Annotated in this window: 9 protein-coding genes; 6 read left to right on the top strand and 3 right to left on the bottom strand. The window is 54.4% G+C overall.

What is annotated here, in order from left to right; translation table 11 throughout:
- The first annotated feature begins 4 nt into the window (after positions 1-4).
- The 3 genes from MKX98_RS23890 to MKX98_RS23880 are packed head-to-tail and all read left to right on the top strand — an operon-like array spanning position 5 to position 7,600.
- Positions 5-7,237: an amino acid adenylation domain-containing protein gene (locus tag MKX98_RS23890; protein ID WP_339218801.1), complete on the top strand. Its 7,233-nt coding sequence runs from the start codon at positions 5-7 to the stop codon at positions 7,235-7,237.
- Positions 7,221-7,448: an MbtH family protein gene (locus MKX98_RS23885; RefSeq protein WP_339218800.1), complete on the top strand. Its 228-nt coding sequence runs from the start codon at positions 7,221-7,223 to the stop codon at positions 7,446-7,448. The genes MKX98_RS23890 and MKX98_RS23885 overlap by 17 nt, the downstream gene beginning before the upstream one ends.
- The gene (locus MKX98_RS23880; RefSeq protein WP_339224661.1) at positions 7,445-7,600 is read left to right on the top strand and encodes a hypothetical protein; all 156 of its coding nucleotides are present in this window, start codon (positions 7,445-7,447) and stop codon (positions 7,598-7,600) included. Before MKX98_RS23885 ends, MKX98_RS23880 begins: the two co-directional genes overlap by 4 nt.
- A gap of 199 nt (positions 7,601-7,799) precedes the next feature.
- On the opposite strand, the gene MKX98_RS23875 is transcribed toward MKX98_RS23880, so the two are convergent.
- Positions 7,800-9,188 (bottom strand): RsmB/NOP family class I SAM-dependent RNA methyltransferase, encoded by a 1,389-nt coding sequence (locus MKX98_RS23875; protein WP_339218798.1) that lies wholly within the window; start codon positions 9,186-9,188, stop codon positions 7,800-7,802.
- A gap of 192 nt (positions 9,189-9,380) precedes the next feature.
- Positions 9,381-10,544 (bottom strand): GGDEF domain-containing protein, encoded by a 1,164-nt coding sequence (locus tag MKX98_RS23870; protein ID WP_339218796.1) that lies wholly within the window; start codon positions 10,542-10,544, stop codon positions 9,381-9,383.
- 109 nt (positions 10,545-10,653) lie between these two features.
- On the opposite strand from MKX98_RS23870, the gene MKX98_RS23865 reads away from it, so the two are divergent.
- From MKX98_RS23865 to MKX98_RS23855, 3 genes are read left to right on the top strand one after another with little or no spacing between them, the layout of a single operon-like run.
- A complete protein-coding gene (locus MKX98_RS23865) occupies positions 10,654-11,790 on the top strand; it encodes a glycosyltransferase family 4 protein (RefSeq protein WP_194543861.1) in 1,137 nt (378 codons plus the stop codon).
- A 9-nt stretch (positions 11,791-11,799) separates the two neighbouring features.
- A complete protein-coding gene (locus tag MKX98_RS23860) occupies positions 11,800-13,107 on the top strand; it encodes a DNA repair exonuclease (RefSeq protein WP_194543860.1) in 1,308 nt (435 codons plus the stop codon).
- Positions 13,104-16,316, top strand: a complete 3,213-nt coding sequence (locus MKX98_RS23855; RefSeq protein ID WP_339218794.1) for an AAA family ATPase — start codon at positions 13,104-13,106, stop codon at positions 16,314-16,316. Before MKX98_RS23860 ends, MKX98_RS23855 begins: the two co-directional genes overlap by 4 nt.
- 48 nt (positions 16,317-16,364) lie before the next feature.
- Here the strand turns inward: MKX98_RS23855 and MKX98_RS23850 are convergent, their stop codons facing one another.
- On the bottom strand, positions 16,365-17,411 hold the full coding sequence (locus tag MKX98_RS23850; RefSeq protein WP_339218792.1) for a hypothetical protein: 1,047 nt from the start codon (positions 17,409-17,411) through the stop codon (positions 16,365-16,367).
- Between the last annotated feature and the right edge of the window lie 85 nt (positions 17,412-17,496).

Here is a 17,496-nt window from a genome sequence, read left to right as displayed (position 1 = left end):
GGATATGCTTGAGCGGGAGAAGGAGCGCTGGTCTCTGTCCGGAGCGCAGCTGGGGATATGGTACGCCCAGCAGCTTGACCCGGTCAACCCGATATTCAACACGGCGGAATGCATTGAAATACAAGGACCTGTAGATCCGATTCTGTTCGAGAGGGCTTTACGTCAGGTGGTCGGGGAGGCTGAAGCATTGCATGTTCGCTTCGGCGAAGATACGGACGGTCCTTGGCAGTCGATTGATCCATCTCCGGATTGGCAGCTTCATGTGGTGGATGTCAGCGGAAATGAGGATCCGGTTCATGCCGCCCAAAGCTGGATGATGCATGACCTTGATCAAGCGGTGGATCTAAGCCAAGGGCCGTTGTTTACGGAGGCGCTGTTCAAGATTTCCGCCGACCGCTACTATTGGTATCAACGCATTCATCATATCGTAATCGATGGGTTCGGCGTATCGCTTCTGCTGCAGAAAGTCTCTCAAGTCTACACGGAATTGGCGGGGGGCGTATCTTCCGGCACAGGCGCGTTCGGCAGGTTTCGCATGATCTTGGAAGAAGATACGTCATACCGCATGTCGCAGCAGCTCGACTCGGATCGCGAATTCTGGCTGCGGCACTTTGCCGATGAACCGGAGATCGTCAGCTTAGGGGGGCAGGCACAGCGTTCGGCGCGAAGCTTCCTGCGCCGTTCGGTGCAGCTTCCTGGATCTTCGATCCATCGCATACAGGCGGCCGCGCAAGCATCAAGGACAAGCTGGCCGGACGTGATAGCGGCTGCAACGGCTCTGTATATACATCGAATAACAGGCGCAGAGGATGTTGTGCTTGGATTGCCGGTGATGTGCCGCTTAGGTTCGGCCTCCATCCGTATTCCAGGGATGGTCATGAATGTGCTGCCGCTTCGAGTGCGCGTTAGGCCCGATATGAGTCTAATCAACCTGCTGCAGCAGGTCGCACGGGAGATTCGCGAGATCAAGCGGCATCAGCGCTACAGACATCAGGATATCCGGCGCGATCTCAAGCTGCTTGCTGATAACCGCAGGTTATTTGGACCGCTCGTTAATGTGATGCCCTTTGCTTCGGAATTGAACTTTGGAGGCTGTGGCGGCATCGTCCGTAACCTGGCTTCCGGTCCGGTGGATGACCTGACCTTGAACGTATATGGAAGTTTGGATGGAAACGGGCTGAGAGTCGATATGGATGCCAATCCGTTGATCTATAGCCTGGAGGAGTTAGCTTCCCATTTACATCGCTATTTGTATTTGCTGGACAGTCTTGCCGAAACGGAGCTGGACCATCCTGTTGGAAGCGTGGCTTTCATCTTGCCGGAAGAACGCGACAAGGTGCTTTTTCAGTGGAATGATACGGCGCGACCCTTACCGCAGTTAAGCATACCGGAATTATTCGAGGAGCAGGTGGCACGTACCCCGCAGGCGGAGGCGGTGGTATGCGAGGGATTAACCTTACGTTACGAAGAGCTGAACAGGCGAGCGAACCGCCTGGCCCGCCTGCTTATTGACTCCCACATAGGTCCTGAACGAATCGTTGCCCTTTCCCTGCCCCGTTCGGCGGACATGATCGTTGCGATCCTTGCCGTGCATAAGACTGGTGCGGCTTACTTGCCGTTAGATCCGGATTATCCGGACGAACGGATCGCCTATATGCTTGAGGATGCAAAGCCTGCGTGTTTGATAACGACACAAGATCTGGCCGGAAGCTTCGCAGCTATCATGAAAGACGAGGACGTGGTTATGCTGGATGCTCCGGCTACCCTTCAGCGATTGGAGCAGCAGGCGTTTCATAACCCTGTTGATGCTGATCGCATAAGTCCGCTGCTGCCGCTTCACCCGTCCTACGTTATCTATACCTCCGGATCAACGGGCCGGCCCAAGGGCGTCCTGCTTACGTTCGAAGGACTTGCCAATCTGCTGTCGGATATGCGTGAGCGATTGGAGATAGGGGAGCGGGATCGCTGGCTGTCGGTTACCACGATGTCATTCGACATCTCGGTCATGGAAGTGCTGCTGCCGCTTTCATGCGGCTCGACGCTCGACATCGTGATGCGGGATACCATTCTCGACGCAGCGGCTCTCATAGGCCGAATTCGGGAAACGGGGGCGACCATCATGCAGGCGACCCCGACGTTGTGGCAGTCCATTGTCGCTTGCCGTCCAGGAAAGTTTGAGCGTCTCAAAGTCATAACCGGGGGTGAGGCGCTCCCGGTGGGACTTAAGCTTGCGCTTCAAGATCTGAACTGCGAAGTGAATAACCAATATGGACCGACGGAGACAACGATTTATTCGACAGCGGCCAAGCTCGATTATGAACGGGACAAGCCGTCCATTGGGGGGCCCGTCTGGAATACGAGGTTATATGTGCTTGATTCGTCACTGTCCCCGGTTCCGCCAGGCGTAACGGGCGAGCTGTACATTACAGGCTCGGGTCTTGGCCGGGGGTATCTGGGAAGCCCCGATTTGACAGCGGAACGGTTTGTAGCGGATCCCTTCGGTCCTCCCGGATCCCGGATGTATCGTACAGGCGATCTTGCCCGCTGGCTGGAGAACGGCTGGATTGATTATTTGGGGCGTGCCGATCATCAGATCAAGCTGCGCGGCTTCCGGATCGAGACGGGAGAGATTGAGTCCGTGCTTGTGGATCATCCGGAGGTGGAGCAGGCCTGCGTCATCATCCGCGAGGATCGGGCCGGTGATCGCCGTCTTGTTGCTTATATCGTAGCATCGCCATCTGCTTCAAATATCATCAATGCAGCAGAAATACGGGATTATGCCGCAGAGAAGCTGGCCGAGTACATGGTCCCGTCTGTCATCGTGGCACTCGACGCGCTGCCGTTAACGCCGAACAAGAAGGTGGATCGCAAGGCGCTGCCTGCGCCGGATCATCCGTTAACGGGCGGCCGCATGCCGCGGACACCGCAGGAGGAAATGCTCTGCACGATTTTTGCCGAGGTGCTTGGTTTATCGCGGGTTACCATTGATGATGATTTCTTTGCCCTCGGCGGCCATTCCCTGCTTGCCGGAAGGGTGATGGTACGAGTCAGGGAGGCCTTCGGCGTGGAGCTTAGCATAGGAAGCCTATTTGAAACAGCGACGGCCGCGAGTCTTGTCAAACGGCTTGATCATGCGCAAGAGGCCAGAGTGGCTGTACGTCCCGTGATAAGGACTGAGTATCCACCGTTGTCTTTTGCCCAGCAGCGGTTATGGTTTTTATATCGCCTGGAGGGTCCGAGCCCGACCTATAATATTCCGCTCGTGGCTCGCTTGTCAGGTGAGCTTGATCTGGCAGCGCTGCGGATGGCGCTGGGTGATGTGGCCGCTCGTCATGAAACGCTGCGCACGGTTTACCCGGATCATGACGGGACTTCCTATCAGCACATCCTGGATGCCGAGGAGGCACGACCGGAACTGATCGTGACCGAAATCAGCGACTCGGCGCTGCCCGATCGATTGGCGGAAGCCGTCAGGCACCCATTCGAGCTTGCCACCGAAACTTCACTGCGGGCAGAGTTGTTCAAACTGGGGAATGGAGAGTTTGTCCTGTTGTTGCTGCTGCATCATATAGCTGGCGACGGCTGGTCGCTTACCCCCCTGACACGCGACCTATCGGATGCCTATATGGCACGGCGCCTGGGGAGTGAGCCGGAATGGTCTCCGTTACCGGTCCAATATGCAGACTATGCCGTTTGGCAGGAGAAGCTTCTTGGCAGCACAGGCGATAAGGGCAGTCTGATTGCCCGCCAGCTGGACTATTGGACTGAGGCACTTTGCGATTTACCGGAGCAATTGGAGCTGCCCACCGATTATCCGAGGCCGGCTGTTGCCAGCTATCAGGGCGGGAGCGTGTCGTTTCCGATTTCGCGTGAACTGCATCGGCGGCTGAATACACTCGCGCAGAGCAATCGGGCGTCTTTATTCATGGTGTTTCAGTCAGCGATGGCTGCGCTGTTTACGAAGCTGGGTGCAGGTACGGACATTCCGATCGGCAGTCCGGTCTCGGGCCGGAATGACGACAGTCTGGATCAATTGATTGGTTTCTTCATCAATACGCTTGTGTTTCGTGTCGACACGTCAGATGACCCATCGTTCGACGAGCTGTTGCAGCGGGTGCGGGAGAGGAGCCTGGCGGCTTTCGAGCATCAGGATGTGCCGTTCGAGCGGCTTGTCGAGACATTGAATCCGCCGCGTTCCAGGTCTAGACATCCGCTCTTCCAAGTGATGCTCGTACTGCAAAATACGCCGGAAACTTCGCTTGAACTGCCGGGAGTCAGCTCGAAACTGCAGCTGCAAAGCGTAGGTACCGCGAAGTTTGACTTAACCTTCGAGCTGACGGAGCGGCGGGATATGCACGGCGAACCTGACGGAGTTCACGGTATGATCGAATTTAGTACGGATTTGTTCGAGCACAGAACGGCGGAAGCGATGGCGGAACGATATGTGCGCGTATTGGAGAGTGCTGCCAATGAACCAAGTAAAGCCATCAGTCAACTCGATATATTAACCGTTCATGAGCGTGAGGAAACCCGTCGACAGTGGAGCGCTCCACTGCCTCTTACCAAGCAGGCAACCTTGCCTCAGCGGTTTGAGGAGCAGGTCATCCGCACGCCTCTAAGGAACGCGATTGTCCATGATGGTTTATCGCTTACCTATGGTGAGCTGAACGAGCGAGCCAATCGGCTTGCTCACTTGTTAATTGCCTCCGGCATCGGGACGGATCAGATCGTAGCGCTCGCCTTGCCGCGTTCGTTGGACATGGTCATCGGCATATTGGCTGTACTTAAGGCAGGGGCTGCTTACCTGCCGCTGGATCCGGAGTATCCGGAGGATCGGCTGGCTTACATGATCGAGAATGCTTGTCCGGTATGCGTCATTACGAGCGTTCAGGTGATGGATCAGCTGCCGAGCTTCGCATGCATAAAGCATGTTGTCATGGATGAACCTGAACAAGCTTTACGGGTGCAGAGCTACTCTCATGAGAATCCAATCGACCATGAACGTCACAGGCCCCTTACGCCGCTGAGTGCCGCGTACATCATCTATACTTCCGGGTCTACCGGCAAACCGAAGGGCGTGCTTGTACCGCATCAGAATGTGATCCGGTTGTTTGACTCTACCGCACATTGGTTTCAATTTGATGAGACTGATGTATGGACCTTATTCCACTCGTATGCCTTTGATTTCTCGGTATGGGAATTATGGGGGCCTCTCTTGCACGGCGGTCGACTCGTGGTTGTTCCGCATACGACCAGCAGATCGCCGAACGACATGTTGAGCTTGCTGGTCCGGGAAGGCGTAACCGTGCTGAATCAGACTCCCTCGGCGTTTTATCCGTTGATTCAGGCGGATCGAGAGCAGGCCGAACTGGGGCAGAAACTATCGCTGAGGTATGTTGTGTTCGGCGGTGAAGCCTTGGAGCTCGGACGGCTCACGGATTGGTATGAGCGTCATGCCGACGATGCCCCGCGTCTGATCAACATGTATGGCATTACAGAGACGACTGTGCACGTCAGTTATATGGAATTAAACCGGAACCTTGCGCTGCCGGGAGCCGGCAGTCCGATCGGAGAAGCGATTCCGGACCTTAGGGTATATGTCCTGGATTCCAAGCTTCGGCCGGTTCCGTATGGCGTAATTGGAGAGATGTATGTCGCGGGTGCAGGACTTGCGCGGGGGTATTGGGGTCGTCCAGATCTGACCGCCGACCGCTTTGTGGCCGATCCGTATGGTCCGCCGGGGACGAGAATGTACCGAACCGGAGATCTGGCGAAGCGGCTGGCCGACGGTACACTGGATTATTTGGGGCGGTCCGACCATCAGGTGAAAATACGCGGCTTCCGGATCGAACTCGGCGAGATCGAATCGGTCCTCACACGTCATGCCGATGTCGCTCAGGCGGCAGTCATCGTGCGCGAGGATCAGCCCGGGGATCGCCGGCTTGCGGCTTATGTTGTGAGCAAGCCCGGCGGCGAGTTGTCTGCAGGTGCTGAGCTGCGCCGTTATGCGGCCTCAATGCTTCCTGATTACATGGTTCCCGGGGCGTTCGTATTTATGGACATGCTGCCGCTTACGCCTAACGGGAAGCTCGATCGCAAAGCGCTGCCGGCTCCAGATATGGGGCCCGATGCCGATGGACGCCATCCACGAACTCCGCAGGAAGAAGTGTTATGCGAGTTATTTGCGGAGATATTGGGAGTCAAACGGGTGGGTATTGATGACAGCTTCTTCGAGCTCGGCGGCCATTCGCTACTGGCTGTCCGGCTTATCAGCCGGGTTCGCGAAGCGCTCGGCAAAGAATTAAGCATAGCAGCTTTATTCGAAGCGCCTACGGTAGCGGGGCTTATCGACAAGCTTGAGATGGGTGGCGGACACAGCGCGCTGCAGGTCGTGCTTCCGCTTCGGGCGCATGGAGAACAAATACCGCTGTTCTGCGTGCATCCGGCAGGAGGATTAAGCTGGTGTTACGCCGGTTTAATGAAGCATCTCGGCATGGATTATCCGATTTACGGTTTACAGGCGAGGGGGATTGCGCAAGCAGAGGAGCTGCCGAAATCACTGGAAGAGATGACAAAAGACTATATCGACCATATTCGTTCTCTTCAACCACAAGGGCCATACCGGCTGCTCGGATGGTCTCTGGGCGGCAATGTCGCTCAGTCGATTGCGGTACAGCTGCAGGAGGCGGGTGAGGACATTGAATTGCTAGCCATACTGGATGCTTACCCAAGTCATTATTTGCCGATCAAGGAAACCCCCGATGAAGACGAGGCTTTAACCGCGCTGCTGGCGTTGGGAGGCTTCGACAGAGAGAGCATTGAAGCGGGTCTTGGAGACGCGCCGTTGACCATAGCGGCCGCCCTTGAATTGCTGCGGAATGAGAGCAGCGCGCTCTCCTCCCTTGAGGAAGGGACGATCATGAATCTGAAGGCGACCTATGAGAATTCGGTGCAGCTGTTGAAGGCTTACGTTCCGAAACGGTTTGAAGGAGACATGTTATTCTTCCATTCGACCATCATCCCCGATTGGTTCGATCCCATTGAACCGGAGATGTGGGGGCCTTACGTGGACGGTAAGATCGAGCGGCACGATATCGAATGCCGGCATAAGGATTTATGCCAGCCGGGCCCACTGGATTATATCGGCAAGTGCATTTTAAGCAAGCTGGAGGCAGCTATAACCCGAGGACTGACCACATCGGGAAGGAGGAAACTTATCCATGACCAATCCTTTTGAGCAAGTCGACGGCAAGTTTCTTGTGCTGGTAAATCATGAGGGGCAATACTCGCTCTGGCCGGGTTTCGCGGCTGTTCCGAACGGCTGGACAGAGGCTTTTGGACTTAGCACGCGGGAGGAATGCGCAGCCTTTATCAACGAGAACTGGGTTGATCTGCGGCCGCGAAGCTTGTATGTCAACACCGGGCCGTCAGCAGAGCATAGGCCATGAGCACCTGGCTGAACCCGAATAAGGTATTGTGCATCGTGTATGTGGCAGCGATGTTTGTTGTCGCTATGGACGCTACCGTGCTGAAGGTTGCGCTTCAGACGATCAGCCTCGAATTTGGAGTGCCCCTGCGGCTTCGGAACTGTAGGAAGTAACTGTCGCCGCGTTAAAGATAAGGATGCAGCCTAAGAGGAGGAAAAAAGCATCCGGTTTTGATTAGGTGGATAAAGTAAGGGGCGTCTCTCTGTTTGTAATGCAGAGAGACGCCCCTTTTAATGACGCGTTTGAACGTATGTTATACAGTATTCGGTTCGGATCGGCTTATCATTCATTATAGAACTGCGAATAGAAGCGTTACTTGGGATTACGCAAGCCTTTGGGCAGATGATTCTTGAGCTGTCCGCCGCTGGCCTTGCCCCACCCCAGAGGTAATCCATCCGTGGTTACCAACGTCCAGCCCCGGTGTTCGGAAGGAATGGAGAGCACCTCTCCCCGCAAATAAGCAGCCGTCTCGGCTGAATCTGAAGGCAGATCCCAGCTGCGGGCTGCTTGGCCAGGATGCAAGGACATGGCAAGCGCATGGGCCGGTTCGATTCGATTCTTCTTCAGATGAGCCAGATGCAGACCTGCCCGCGGCATCTTCAAGCCTTTCAGCTGCTTGTCATTCCATGCCAAGCTCTCGCTGACCGAAAGCCAGTACAGTTCCTCACCGAACAATATCGGAGTGCCGCAGTCAAGCTCAAAGCCGGGTAGTTCCTGCTTCGCCCAGTCTTGAAAGTCGGCCAGGGCCGAAAGCGCAGGCCCTTGTTTGCCGCCCCGGTTGAATTTGGCCGGGGATTTGCTGCTGACCGCAGAGTATGCGAGGTCTTCATTTAAAACTTCGGCAGCCGCCGATTTGACCAAGATGGCAACAAAATGCCCCTCACCCCGTTCCAAGTGCGGCCACAAGCGCTTCATTTCACGCAGCTCCATATCGGGATACTGCGAAAGAATGCGCTCAATCATCTCTTCGTTCTCAGCCGTGTTGAACGTACAGGTGGAGTAAGCCAAGGTTCCTCCCGGTTTGAGCATCCGGTACGCCTCCTGAACAATGTCCCACTGCCGGGCAACGCACAGATCCACATGTTCAGGAGACCATTCTTCAATCGCTGCGGGATCCTTTCGAAACATGCCTTCACCGGAGCATGGCGCATCAAGCATGATCCGGTCAAAGCAGGCAACGAAACGGCGGGATAGCTGATCCGGTGCCGCACTCGTAACGACGGTATTCGTTATTCCCATACGTTCCACGTTCTCGGCCAGAATCCGTGCCCGTTCGGGATGGATCTCATTGGAGACAAGCAGTCCTAGGCCCATCATCTTGGAGGCAATATGGCTTGTCTTGCCGCCGGGAGCTGCCGCAAGATCCAGGATGGTCTCTCCGGGCTGAGGATTCAACAGCTCGACTGCGGACATTGCCGAGGGCTCCTGAATATAATATAGTCCAGCGGCATGATAGGGGTGTTTGCCTGGACGCAGGCTTTCATCATAATAGTATCCGGTATCACACCAGGGCACGGGCGTCAGCTCGAATTGCCGGATGAGGTTTTTTACGCTGTCTGCGGCATGAACCGCTTTCAGCCGGTTAAGGCGCAGCCCGTGTGTGCGGGGCAAATCGTAGCTGTCCCAAAAATCGCACGAGGCATCCCCGAGAATATCATTCATGCTGGCAACAAAGCCAACAGGCAATAGTTCCTTTCGCATTCGTTAGATTGCTCCTTCTTTAGAATAAGGTACATGCTGCAGTGTAAAGGCAAAAGAATACTGGTTCAGCGTCATTCTTCTCTGGCTTTAAAGGAATCGGTCATTAGTTTATCACGATGCCGCAGGCGTAGTAAAGAAATGTCAAGCAAAAAAAGACCGCCCACTTTATATCGTGGGCAGCCTGCGCCAGAGTTATCCGGCGGATTCCGTTGGTTCGGTTAATGAGGTTGTTAAGGACCGGTAATCGGATACCTTGTTTTTGCCGGTCGTTTTGGAATGATACATCGCTTTGTCGGCCTGTTTCATGAGTTCATCGCCGCGAACGCCTTTGCGCAGTACGCTGTAGCCGATACTGATCGTGACGATACTCTCGCTTGCCACTCTGGCCCGGATGCTCTCGGCGACCTGTGCGGGTTTGACTTTGCGGTCAACCACCAGGGCCACCAATTCTTCGCCGCCATACCGGCCGGTAATCCCGATACCGTCAAGCTCTTCCTCCATAATGGCCGCGACCTGCTTCAGCACTTCATCGGCTCGGGCATGGCCTTGGGTATCATTCAGCTTCTTGAAATTGTCGATGTCGCAGAAGATAGCGGATATTTTCAATTCCTGCGAGGCGTAATGGTCCAGATACTTCATAAAATGCCTGCGGTTGTAGAGTCCTGTTAATCCGTCCGTAATGGCAGACCGGTAGATGGACTGCATCAGCTCCACAATGCGTCTGAACAGGATGAAGAACACGATGCTGTAGAAGAGCACCGGCAGAGCGAGAGCGAGTCCCTGAAACGCAGGCGACAGGCCGCCGGAATAGGTATGGATGGATTGCAGAACTGCCGAGATGGCGTAGACGGCAAGTCCAATCGCATATTTGATCGGTTGTCCGATCCGCGGAGTGACTTGGGTATAAGCCAGGTAGAGCGCAGCGAGCTGAAAACCATCAAAATATATGCTTTGCCATATCGGGTCCAGGGTGTAAGGAAGAAATGAGGGGAGAATGAGCGGAAGCATAAGCAGTGCGGCTGACAACATGGGAAGCCAATAATGCATGGTTTTGATCTTACGGTACAGCATGACAACCGAGACGTTCAGCAGGACAAACGAAAAAAGCTGAATGAAACGGAGGATGTCCGATTCCGGTGGAAAAACAGATTTTCCCGTCCAAGCCGAATGGATGTTCAAACTCTCGTATGTCATAATGAAGAAGAAGGCTGCCGCCATATATATGTAAGCATTCTTGCGTTGTTTGCTGTACATAAAGAGACACATGATAAGCATCATGAGCGCGATATAGGCTCCGCACACAGCAAATATGGTGGGTAGAGGAGAAGTGGACCAGTAGCTCAATTCATAGGACAAATCGATTCACTCCTGAGTAGGGATAGGTTTTTCGTTGCATGAAACATATGTTCTAATATATCATATCGAAAAAGAATCTGAAAAGAGATTTAGAGAAAGGGGGATCCCCATGAAACTTCTTCAAGCATTATTCTTCCCTCCTGAACAGCCAGGCGGCGTCTCGTCCATGATTCCTTATTTGCAGGAGCGTTTTCATTCATCCCGTTGGGAGATGGAGATGTTCTGGCTGCCCAAGCGGATCCGCAACAAAGGCCAGGAGGATCCGATATTCCACACTTTTGATTGGAAAGAGTTTGAAGGGAGTGCCGTAGTGGCCAAATACCTTCAAACCTACCGGGATTACCTGTGGTGGACACGTCTGCGTCTTCAAAAGCCTTATGATCTTATCCATAGCCATCATCCGATTGCAGGCATGTCGATGAAAGCGGCATTCCCAGAGGTTCCGCTCATCCAAACCGTGCATTCCAGTTACGAGCGTGAGCTCATCCTCAACGGAAGAATCAAAGAAGGTGGGCTGGAGCACAGATTCCTGGTCTCTTTATATAAGGAGCTTGAATATATCAGCGACCGTCTGTTGACGGTGTCGAACTCCTTTAAGGCTTACATGGCTCCGTACGTGAATGAACCCGAATCGATCGGGGTTATCCATAACGGATTCGACGATAAAAGATTTAAGCCGGTGCCTCATGAAAATGCAGTGCCGCAGTTGATTACGGTATGCCGTCTGGTCCCTGCAAAAGGATTGGACATTCTGCTCCAAGCCTGCGCGGAACTGAAACGCAAAGGATATGATTACGTCCTTCACATTATCGGCGACGGCCCTTCCCGTCAGGAGCTCGAGGAGATGGCCAAAACACTCGGCATCTACCAGGAGACGATTTTTTACGGATATACGCTGCATCCCGAGGAGTTCATGCCGTTCTTTGATATCTTTGTCCTGCCCTCGAGAGCGGAGGCATTCGGCTCCGTGTTCGCGGAAGCTGCGCTTAGCAGTCTTGCGCTGGTAGGCACCAACGTCGGCGGCATCGCGGAGCAGATCGAGGATGGAGTAAACGGCTTGCTTGTACCGCCGGAGGATCCGATAGCACTCAGCGTTGCGCTCGAGAAGGTTATCAGTGATCCGCTCTATCGATACGAGCTTGCCCGGACCGCTTCGGATAAGGCGAAAAATCAATATTCCTTGTCCCGATCCGTGAATGAACTGAAAAAAATGTATTTGAAATTTCAACCTAAGATAGAGAGTTAGGGATCGGTTATGGCTTCTTTTCGATTTATGCATGCTGCGGATTTACATCTGGACAGTCCGTTTATCGGGATAAGCGGACTCGATGACACTCTGCGGTCGTACGTTCAGGAATCGACCTTCCGTGCGCTGGAACGGCTCGTTCAGCTGGCCATCGACCAGCAGGTTGATTTTATTGTCATCAGCGGAGATATATACGACAGCTCCAACATCTCGCTGCGCGCGCAGCTTCGCTTTCTGGATTCCCTTAACCGTCTGGGAATGGAAGGGATTGCGGTATATGTCATCCATGGCAATCATGATCCGCTCGACAGCACCAAGCTTAGCATGGCGCTGCCTCCCCATGTCCATGTGTTTGGGGCGGAGCCTGCAAGCGTAACGGCCGTTCGCCGCTCGGATCATCAAGAAGTGGCGGTCATTACCGGCATGTCGTATCCGACCTCGAAGGTAACCGATAATATTGCAATAACTTATCCCGCTCCGTCATCCAGGCTATACCATATCGGACTTCTGCACGCAAACGTGGATGGGGATCCCCAACACGAAACCTATGCACCCTGTACGAAAAGGGATTTAATCCAGTCCGGATTTCATTACTGGGCGCTCGGGCATATTCACTCACGTCGAACCTTGCAGGAATCTCCTTATATTGTGTATCCGGGGAATATTCAGGGACGTCATGTCCGGGAGACGGGACCCAAGGGATGTTATATCGTCGATGTGGATGAGAGCTCCAACACGAAGCTGAGCTTCCATGAGCTCGATTCCATGCGCTGGCACATCGTTGAAGCACCTCTGGATTCTTGTCAGGACGTCGATGAATGGAGACGCTCACTGGAATCCATTCTTACCGAAATAAGCAGAGAGAACGCAGATGGGCTGAGCATGATCCGCGTTCGGATTACGGGACGGGGGCCGGTTCATCGTCAGCTTGAAGGCGGATATGTGCTCGATGAGCTGCTGACCGATCTGCGGAGACGAGAGGCCGCGAAGGGACAGACATGCGGCTATCGGGGATGCGTCTGGATCGAGAGCTTCTCGCTTCATTCCGGAGATGCGATCGATAGGCAGAGGCTGCTTGCGGAAGACAGCTTTGCAGGGGACTTGCTTCGTCTTGTTCGAGGGGAACAGGAACGGCTTCAAGATCCTGGCGGGGCTGTTGCCAAAAGCTTGGAGCCTCTGCTTGAGCATGCGGAAATCCGCTCCTTGCTGGACGAGATCAGTCCGGAAGAACTGCTGGAATGGGTTCGCAGAGCGGAGGAACTGACCTTAGGGTTACTGCTGCGCGAACGTTCGCAAGGGGAAGGTGTCGGAACATGAGACTAGAGCGGATGAACATTCAAGGCTTTGGAGCTGTTCGGGACAAGAGTCTTGAGATAGATGCGCCTGTGACCGTGCTGTATGGGCCGAATGAAGCGGGAAAGAGCAGCGTCCTGTATTTTATCCGAGCCATGCTGTACGGATTCCCTGGCAAGGGCTCGCCTGCAGAACGCGGCGAGCCTTCGGAGGAAGGCATTCACGGCGGCGAGCTGCGGTTTCTGGATAAGGAGGGAGTGCCTTGGGTGGTTCGGCGCTACAACCGGTCCAGAGAAGGAAGTCCAGCCACCGGCAGAGGCGAGCGCGTACATATTCATAAACAAGCGGATAATGGAATTGTCATTGAGCTTGGACAACAAGAACTGGAGCAATATGCTTTGGGCGGTGTGTCCAAGGATATGTTTCGTCAGCTGTTTGCCATCTCGTTAAGCGAGCTTCAGGAAATCCGCAGTTTGCAATCTGCCGAGATGAGCGGTTACTTGTTCCATGCCGGAATCGGCGGCGGGGCCAATATACTGGAAGCCGAGCGCAAGTTATCCCAGGAGATGGACAAGCTGTATAAGCCGCGCGGAAAGGTTCAGCATACCGCCAAGCTGCTCCAAGCCATCGAGCATTTAAGAACCCGGGTTTCGGAGAGCAAGACGTACGTTTCCCGCTATAACGAGACCGTTACATCCATTCTGGAAATACAGGAACGGTTGAATCTTTTGGAACAGGATCGCATTATGGACGCCGAGGATCTGTCGCTGCTTCGAAAAGCGCAGGACATTCGTCCGGCTTGGCTGGAATGGCGTGAGGCCAGTTTGGAATTAAAGGATCTGATGGACAGTGACAACTTTCCTCCTGATGGACTCCCCCGATACGAAAAGATGCAGGAGGAAGAGCGCCTTCTCCACACCCAGTCGATTCGCGTCGAGCGGGCGATCGAGGATGCGGAAGATAAGCTGAGAGCACTCCCTTTGAATTCGTTCATGGAACAGTATGGCGAACAGATTGAGGAGCTTTGGGCGAAACGCAGCCTACACGAAGCCGCTAACCGGGAGCTTGCCGAGCTTACGACCGAATACAAATCTCAGGAGATCCGGCTGGAACAGCTGCTTCGGGATATCGACCCGGCATGGACCCGGCAGGAGCTGCTGGCTCTGTCTTTATCCGCTTCGGAGCGCGAGGAGGTGCGGCGAATCAGTGCGGCCTTTGCCGGGTATGATCGCCGGATGGAGTCGCTGTTCATTGAACAGCGCGGGGCCCAGCGTTCTGCGGCGGCAGCCGAATCGGCGCTGCGGGAAGCCAGGCGGCAGCTGCGCGAGGAGATGGAGCGGGGACAAGAAGCATTTGCCATGATTAAGTCGGCAGCGCCTCAGGAGACCGCTGTGCTGTGGAATCAGCTGCAGCTGGAGATTGAGCGCTGGCGTGAACGGAGATTGACCCGGACTCAGCCTGAGCCTGCTTCCACGCGTCCATCGGGTAGAGGCAGATTACCTGGGATGCACGCGGGTCTGCTGGCGGGAATGGCTGTTATGACATTCCTGCTGGTGGCCGTATTGTTATGGACGTCAACCACGGAAGCTGCCGTGGTCTCAGGCATCGTGATGCTGCTCGGTATGGGTTATGTATTCTGGAGCGGTCAACGAGGTCGGGAGGTTCATGGTGCAGCTTCGAATGAGACCCCTATTCAAGACGTGCAGGGAACGGAACATATTGATCATCTCTATTCCAGGCTCGTCTCTGATCCTTATGCGGCGGCAGCAGCGAGCACGGTTCCGGGCAGTCGAAGGGACAAAAACGCCGTATTGGCTCGCGACCCCTTCATGGTGGAGGCTCAAATGCGCGAGCTTCGATCCGTGATGGAGGGCTGGCAAGCATGGCGGCAGCGGCTGGATCGACTGACGTCCGATTGTGCGGCGGCTGAGGAGAAAGCTGCGCTGCAAGCGGCTGAATTACAAACGGTTCAGGGCGCTATTGATCAGGAAGAGAAGCGATATTTGGAGCTGGAGAGGCAGTGGGAGGATTGGCTTATGTCCCGATCACTCCCGCAGAGTCTATCGCCTGACGTCATGCTGGACGTGTTCGTCAAAGTGGAGCAGGGGCAGGAGCTGATCCGGCAGCAGAAATCGCTTGGACTGAAAATGGACGTGCTGTTAAAAGAGGCGGAGGAGTATATCATCCAATGCCATGAGATCTTTGCGGCGGATCCCCAAGGTGACGTTAACGGCAACCGAATCCCAGCCGTTGCCGAGCTCGGTAACGGCTATTCCAGATGGAAGTCCTATCAAGAGGAATCGAGACAGAGGAAGGTCCTTGCCGAGCGTATTCAAGAGCTGCGCAAGGAGGGGATTGCGATTGCAGAGGAGCGGGAAGGGCTGCAGATGCGCAAAGCAGCTCTGATTGCATCATCCCAATCGGCAGACGAAGAAACCTTTCTTCGTATGGGAGCTGCTGCGAAGCGTCGTGAGGAGCTTGTTCGCACGATCCGCCATCACGAAATTACCATGTTCAGCGGATGGGATGAAGGGGGCCGCCGGCAGCTTGAACAGCTGCTGGAGCTGATGGATGCTTCGGAACTTGATGCTCAATGCATGAAGAAGGAGGAAGCCGTATCCGCTGCGCTCCACCTGCGGGACGAGCTCCAGGAACGGCGGGGGCGGCTGCTTCAGGAGAGAGAGTCGCTGGAAGCAGCGGGGAACGAGGATTCCGCCCTGCAGCAGCTGGAGGAGCAGCGCACCGCCCTGCGGGAATTAGTCTCGCAATATGCGGTACGTTCGATGGCTTCCGAATTTATCAAACGTACGCGCCGCATGTACGAGGAAGAGAAACAGCCGCAGGTGCTGCAGTTGGCTTCCCGTTACTTCACCATGCTGACCGGCGGCATGTACAGCCGGATTGTCATGCGGATGGGAGATCAGAGCCTGCTGGCAGAGCGCCCGACTGGTGAATTGGTGGAGAGCAGCCGGTTAAGCCGCGGTACGGCGGAGCAGTTATATCTGGCGATGCGGCTCGGTTTGATCCAATCGATGCCGCATGCATCGGGGTTGCCGTTATTGCTTGATGATCTGTTTGTAAATTTTGACGGCGAACGGCTCGGACATGCGCTCGAACTGCTCTCGGAATTATCGCAGGACCGGCAAGTCGTAATGATGACGTGTCATCGGCATGTAGCGGAGCAAACCATGAAACTCATACCGGGTGCACGATTCATCACGATGCAGCCATAAAACGGGGCTTCCCAAAGGCAGTTTTACCATACCTTTGGGATAGCCCCTTTATTTTCCCCTGATTTCGGGTGTTCCGAACAAAGTCAGTCGGAGCACCCAGAGCAGACACAGTCCCCCGAACATGGGGTAGAGGAGAGAGAGCAAGGAACTGAAGCCGAACTGGCTGAAGAAATAACAGAACACCATGATGCCAAGGGTAATCACTCTGGGCGACAGTGAGGTTCGCTGCTGAACCTGCAGGGTAATCCCGTAGATATTGGCCACGAAGGTGCTGAAAATTTCTAGGAAGATCAGAATGAGATAGATGATCTGGACGAGCCAGCCCAGCTGGTTGGCGATGCTGCCCATCGGGATCTCGTATTGACTAATGCCGGGCATATGCGCAGACATCGCAAAATGCGCCGCCATCAGCATAAATCCTACGCCCGTACCTCCAATGATGCCTCCCCAGGTTACGGCACGCGCGCTTTTGGTCTGGCTGCCGAGCGGGACCAGCACCGGCATTGCCATTACCAGGTTAAAAGAGGTGTAGAGAAGGGGCGCCAGCCAAACCGAAGGCAGGGTATGGTCCGTAGTCAAGGTTAAGAATCGGGTGGCACCCGGTGTTTGAATCGTCTGAGAAATAATCGCAAGCGATAAGGTCAGCATCATGGGCACAACAAGACTGTTCATTGTCATGATGGACTGGATGCCTTTTCTGAGAATGAAATAGGTTCCGATCATCGTGACAAACAATCCGGTTTGATAGCTCAAATTCAGATGCTCCACAAAAACAGAGCCCGCGCCGGCAAGCATGATGCTGTTCACCCCGAGCAGAATGACAAACATAAAGAGGCTGATCCAGACGCCGGCTTTCTCTCCAAACAGGAATTTGTTTAAGTCCTCAAAGGATTTGGCCCCGATCCGCCTGGATATCGTCATGATTTTTGTGCCGAGCCAAATGAATATTCCTGTCGCAAGCAGAATGGTAAGTGTGGCCCAGTGTCCATATTGGGTAAAAAATTGAAGGATTTCACGTCCGGTTGCAAAGCCAGCGCCAACGATGGTTCCGATATATGTAAACGCGATCTGTAAAACACGAACAGAATTACGCAAGCCCCGCATCCCCCTTGAAAGTTAATACGTTCTGCTTAGTACAAGGTATGCTTGGCTCAGCTGGGACATGACTCCTACCTGTCCA

Origin of the sequence: Paenibacillus sp. FSL W7-1332 (assembly GCF_037969785.1) — a bacterium.
Lineage (GTDB): Bacteria > Bacillota > Bacilli > Paenibacillales > Paenibacillaceae > Paenibacillus_AQ.
This window is presented reverse-complemented; position numbering and strand designations above follow the sequence as displayed.

Bases quoted from the DNA above. Each gene is read 5' to 3' on its own strand.
- MKX98_RS23890 (WP_339218801.1), top strand. From the start codon at position 5: ATGCTTGAGCGGGAGAAGGAGCGCTGGTCTCTGTCCGGAGCGCAGCTG.
- MKX98_RS23885 (WP_339218800.1), top strand. From the start codon at position 7,221: ATGACCAATCCTTTTGAGCAAGTCGACGGCAAGTTTCTTGTGCTGGTA.
- MKX98_RS23880 (WP_339224661.1), top strand. From the start codon at position 7,445: ATGAGCACCTGGCTGAACCCGAATAAGGTATTGTGCATCGTGTATGTG.
- MKX98_RS23875 (WP_339218798.1), bottom strand. From the start codon at position 9,188: ATGCGAAAGGAACTATTGCCTGTTGGCTTTGTTGCCAGCATGAATGAT.
- MKX98_RS23865 (WP_194543861.1), top strand. From the start codon at position 10,654: ATGAAACTTCTTCAAGCATTATTCTTCCCTCCTGAACAGCCAGGCGGC.
- MKX98_RS23860 (WP_194543860.1), top strand. From the start codon at position 11,800: ATGGCTTCTTTTCGATTTATGCATGCTGCGGATTTACATCTGGACAGT.
- MKX98_RS23855 (WP_339218794.1), top strand. From the start codon at position 13,104: ATGAGACTAGAGCGGATGAACATTCAAGGCTTTGGAGCTGTTCGGGAC.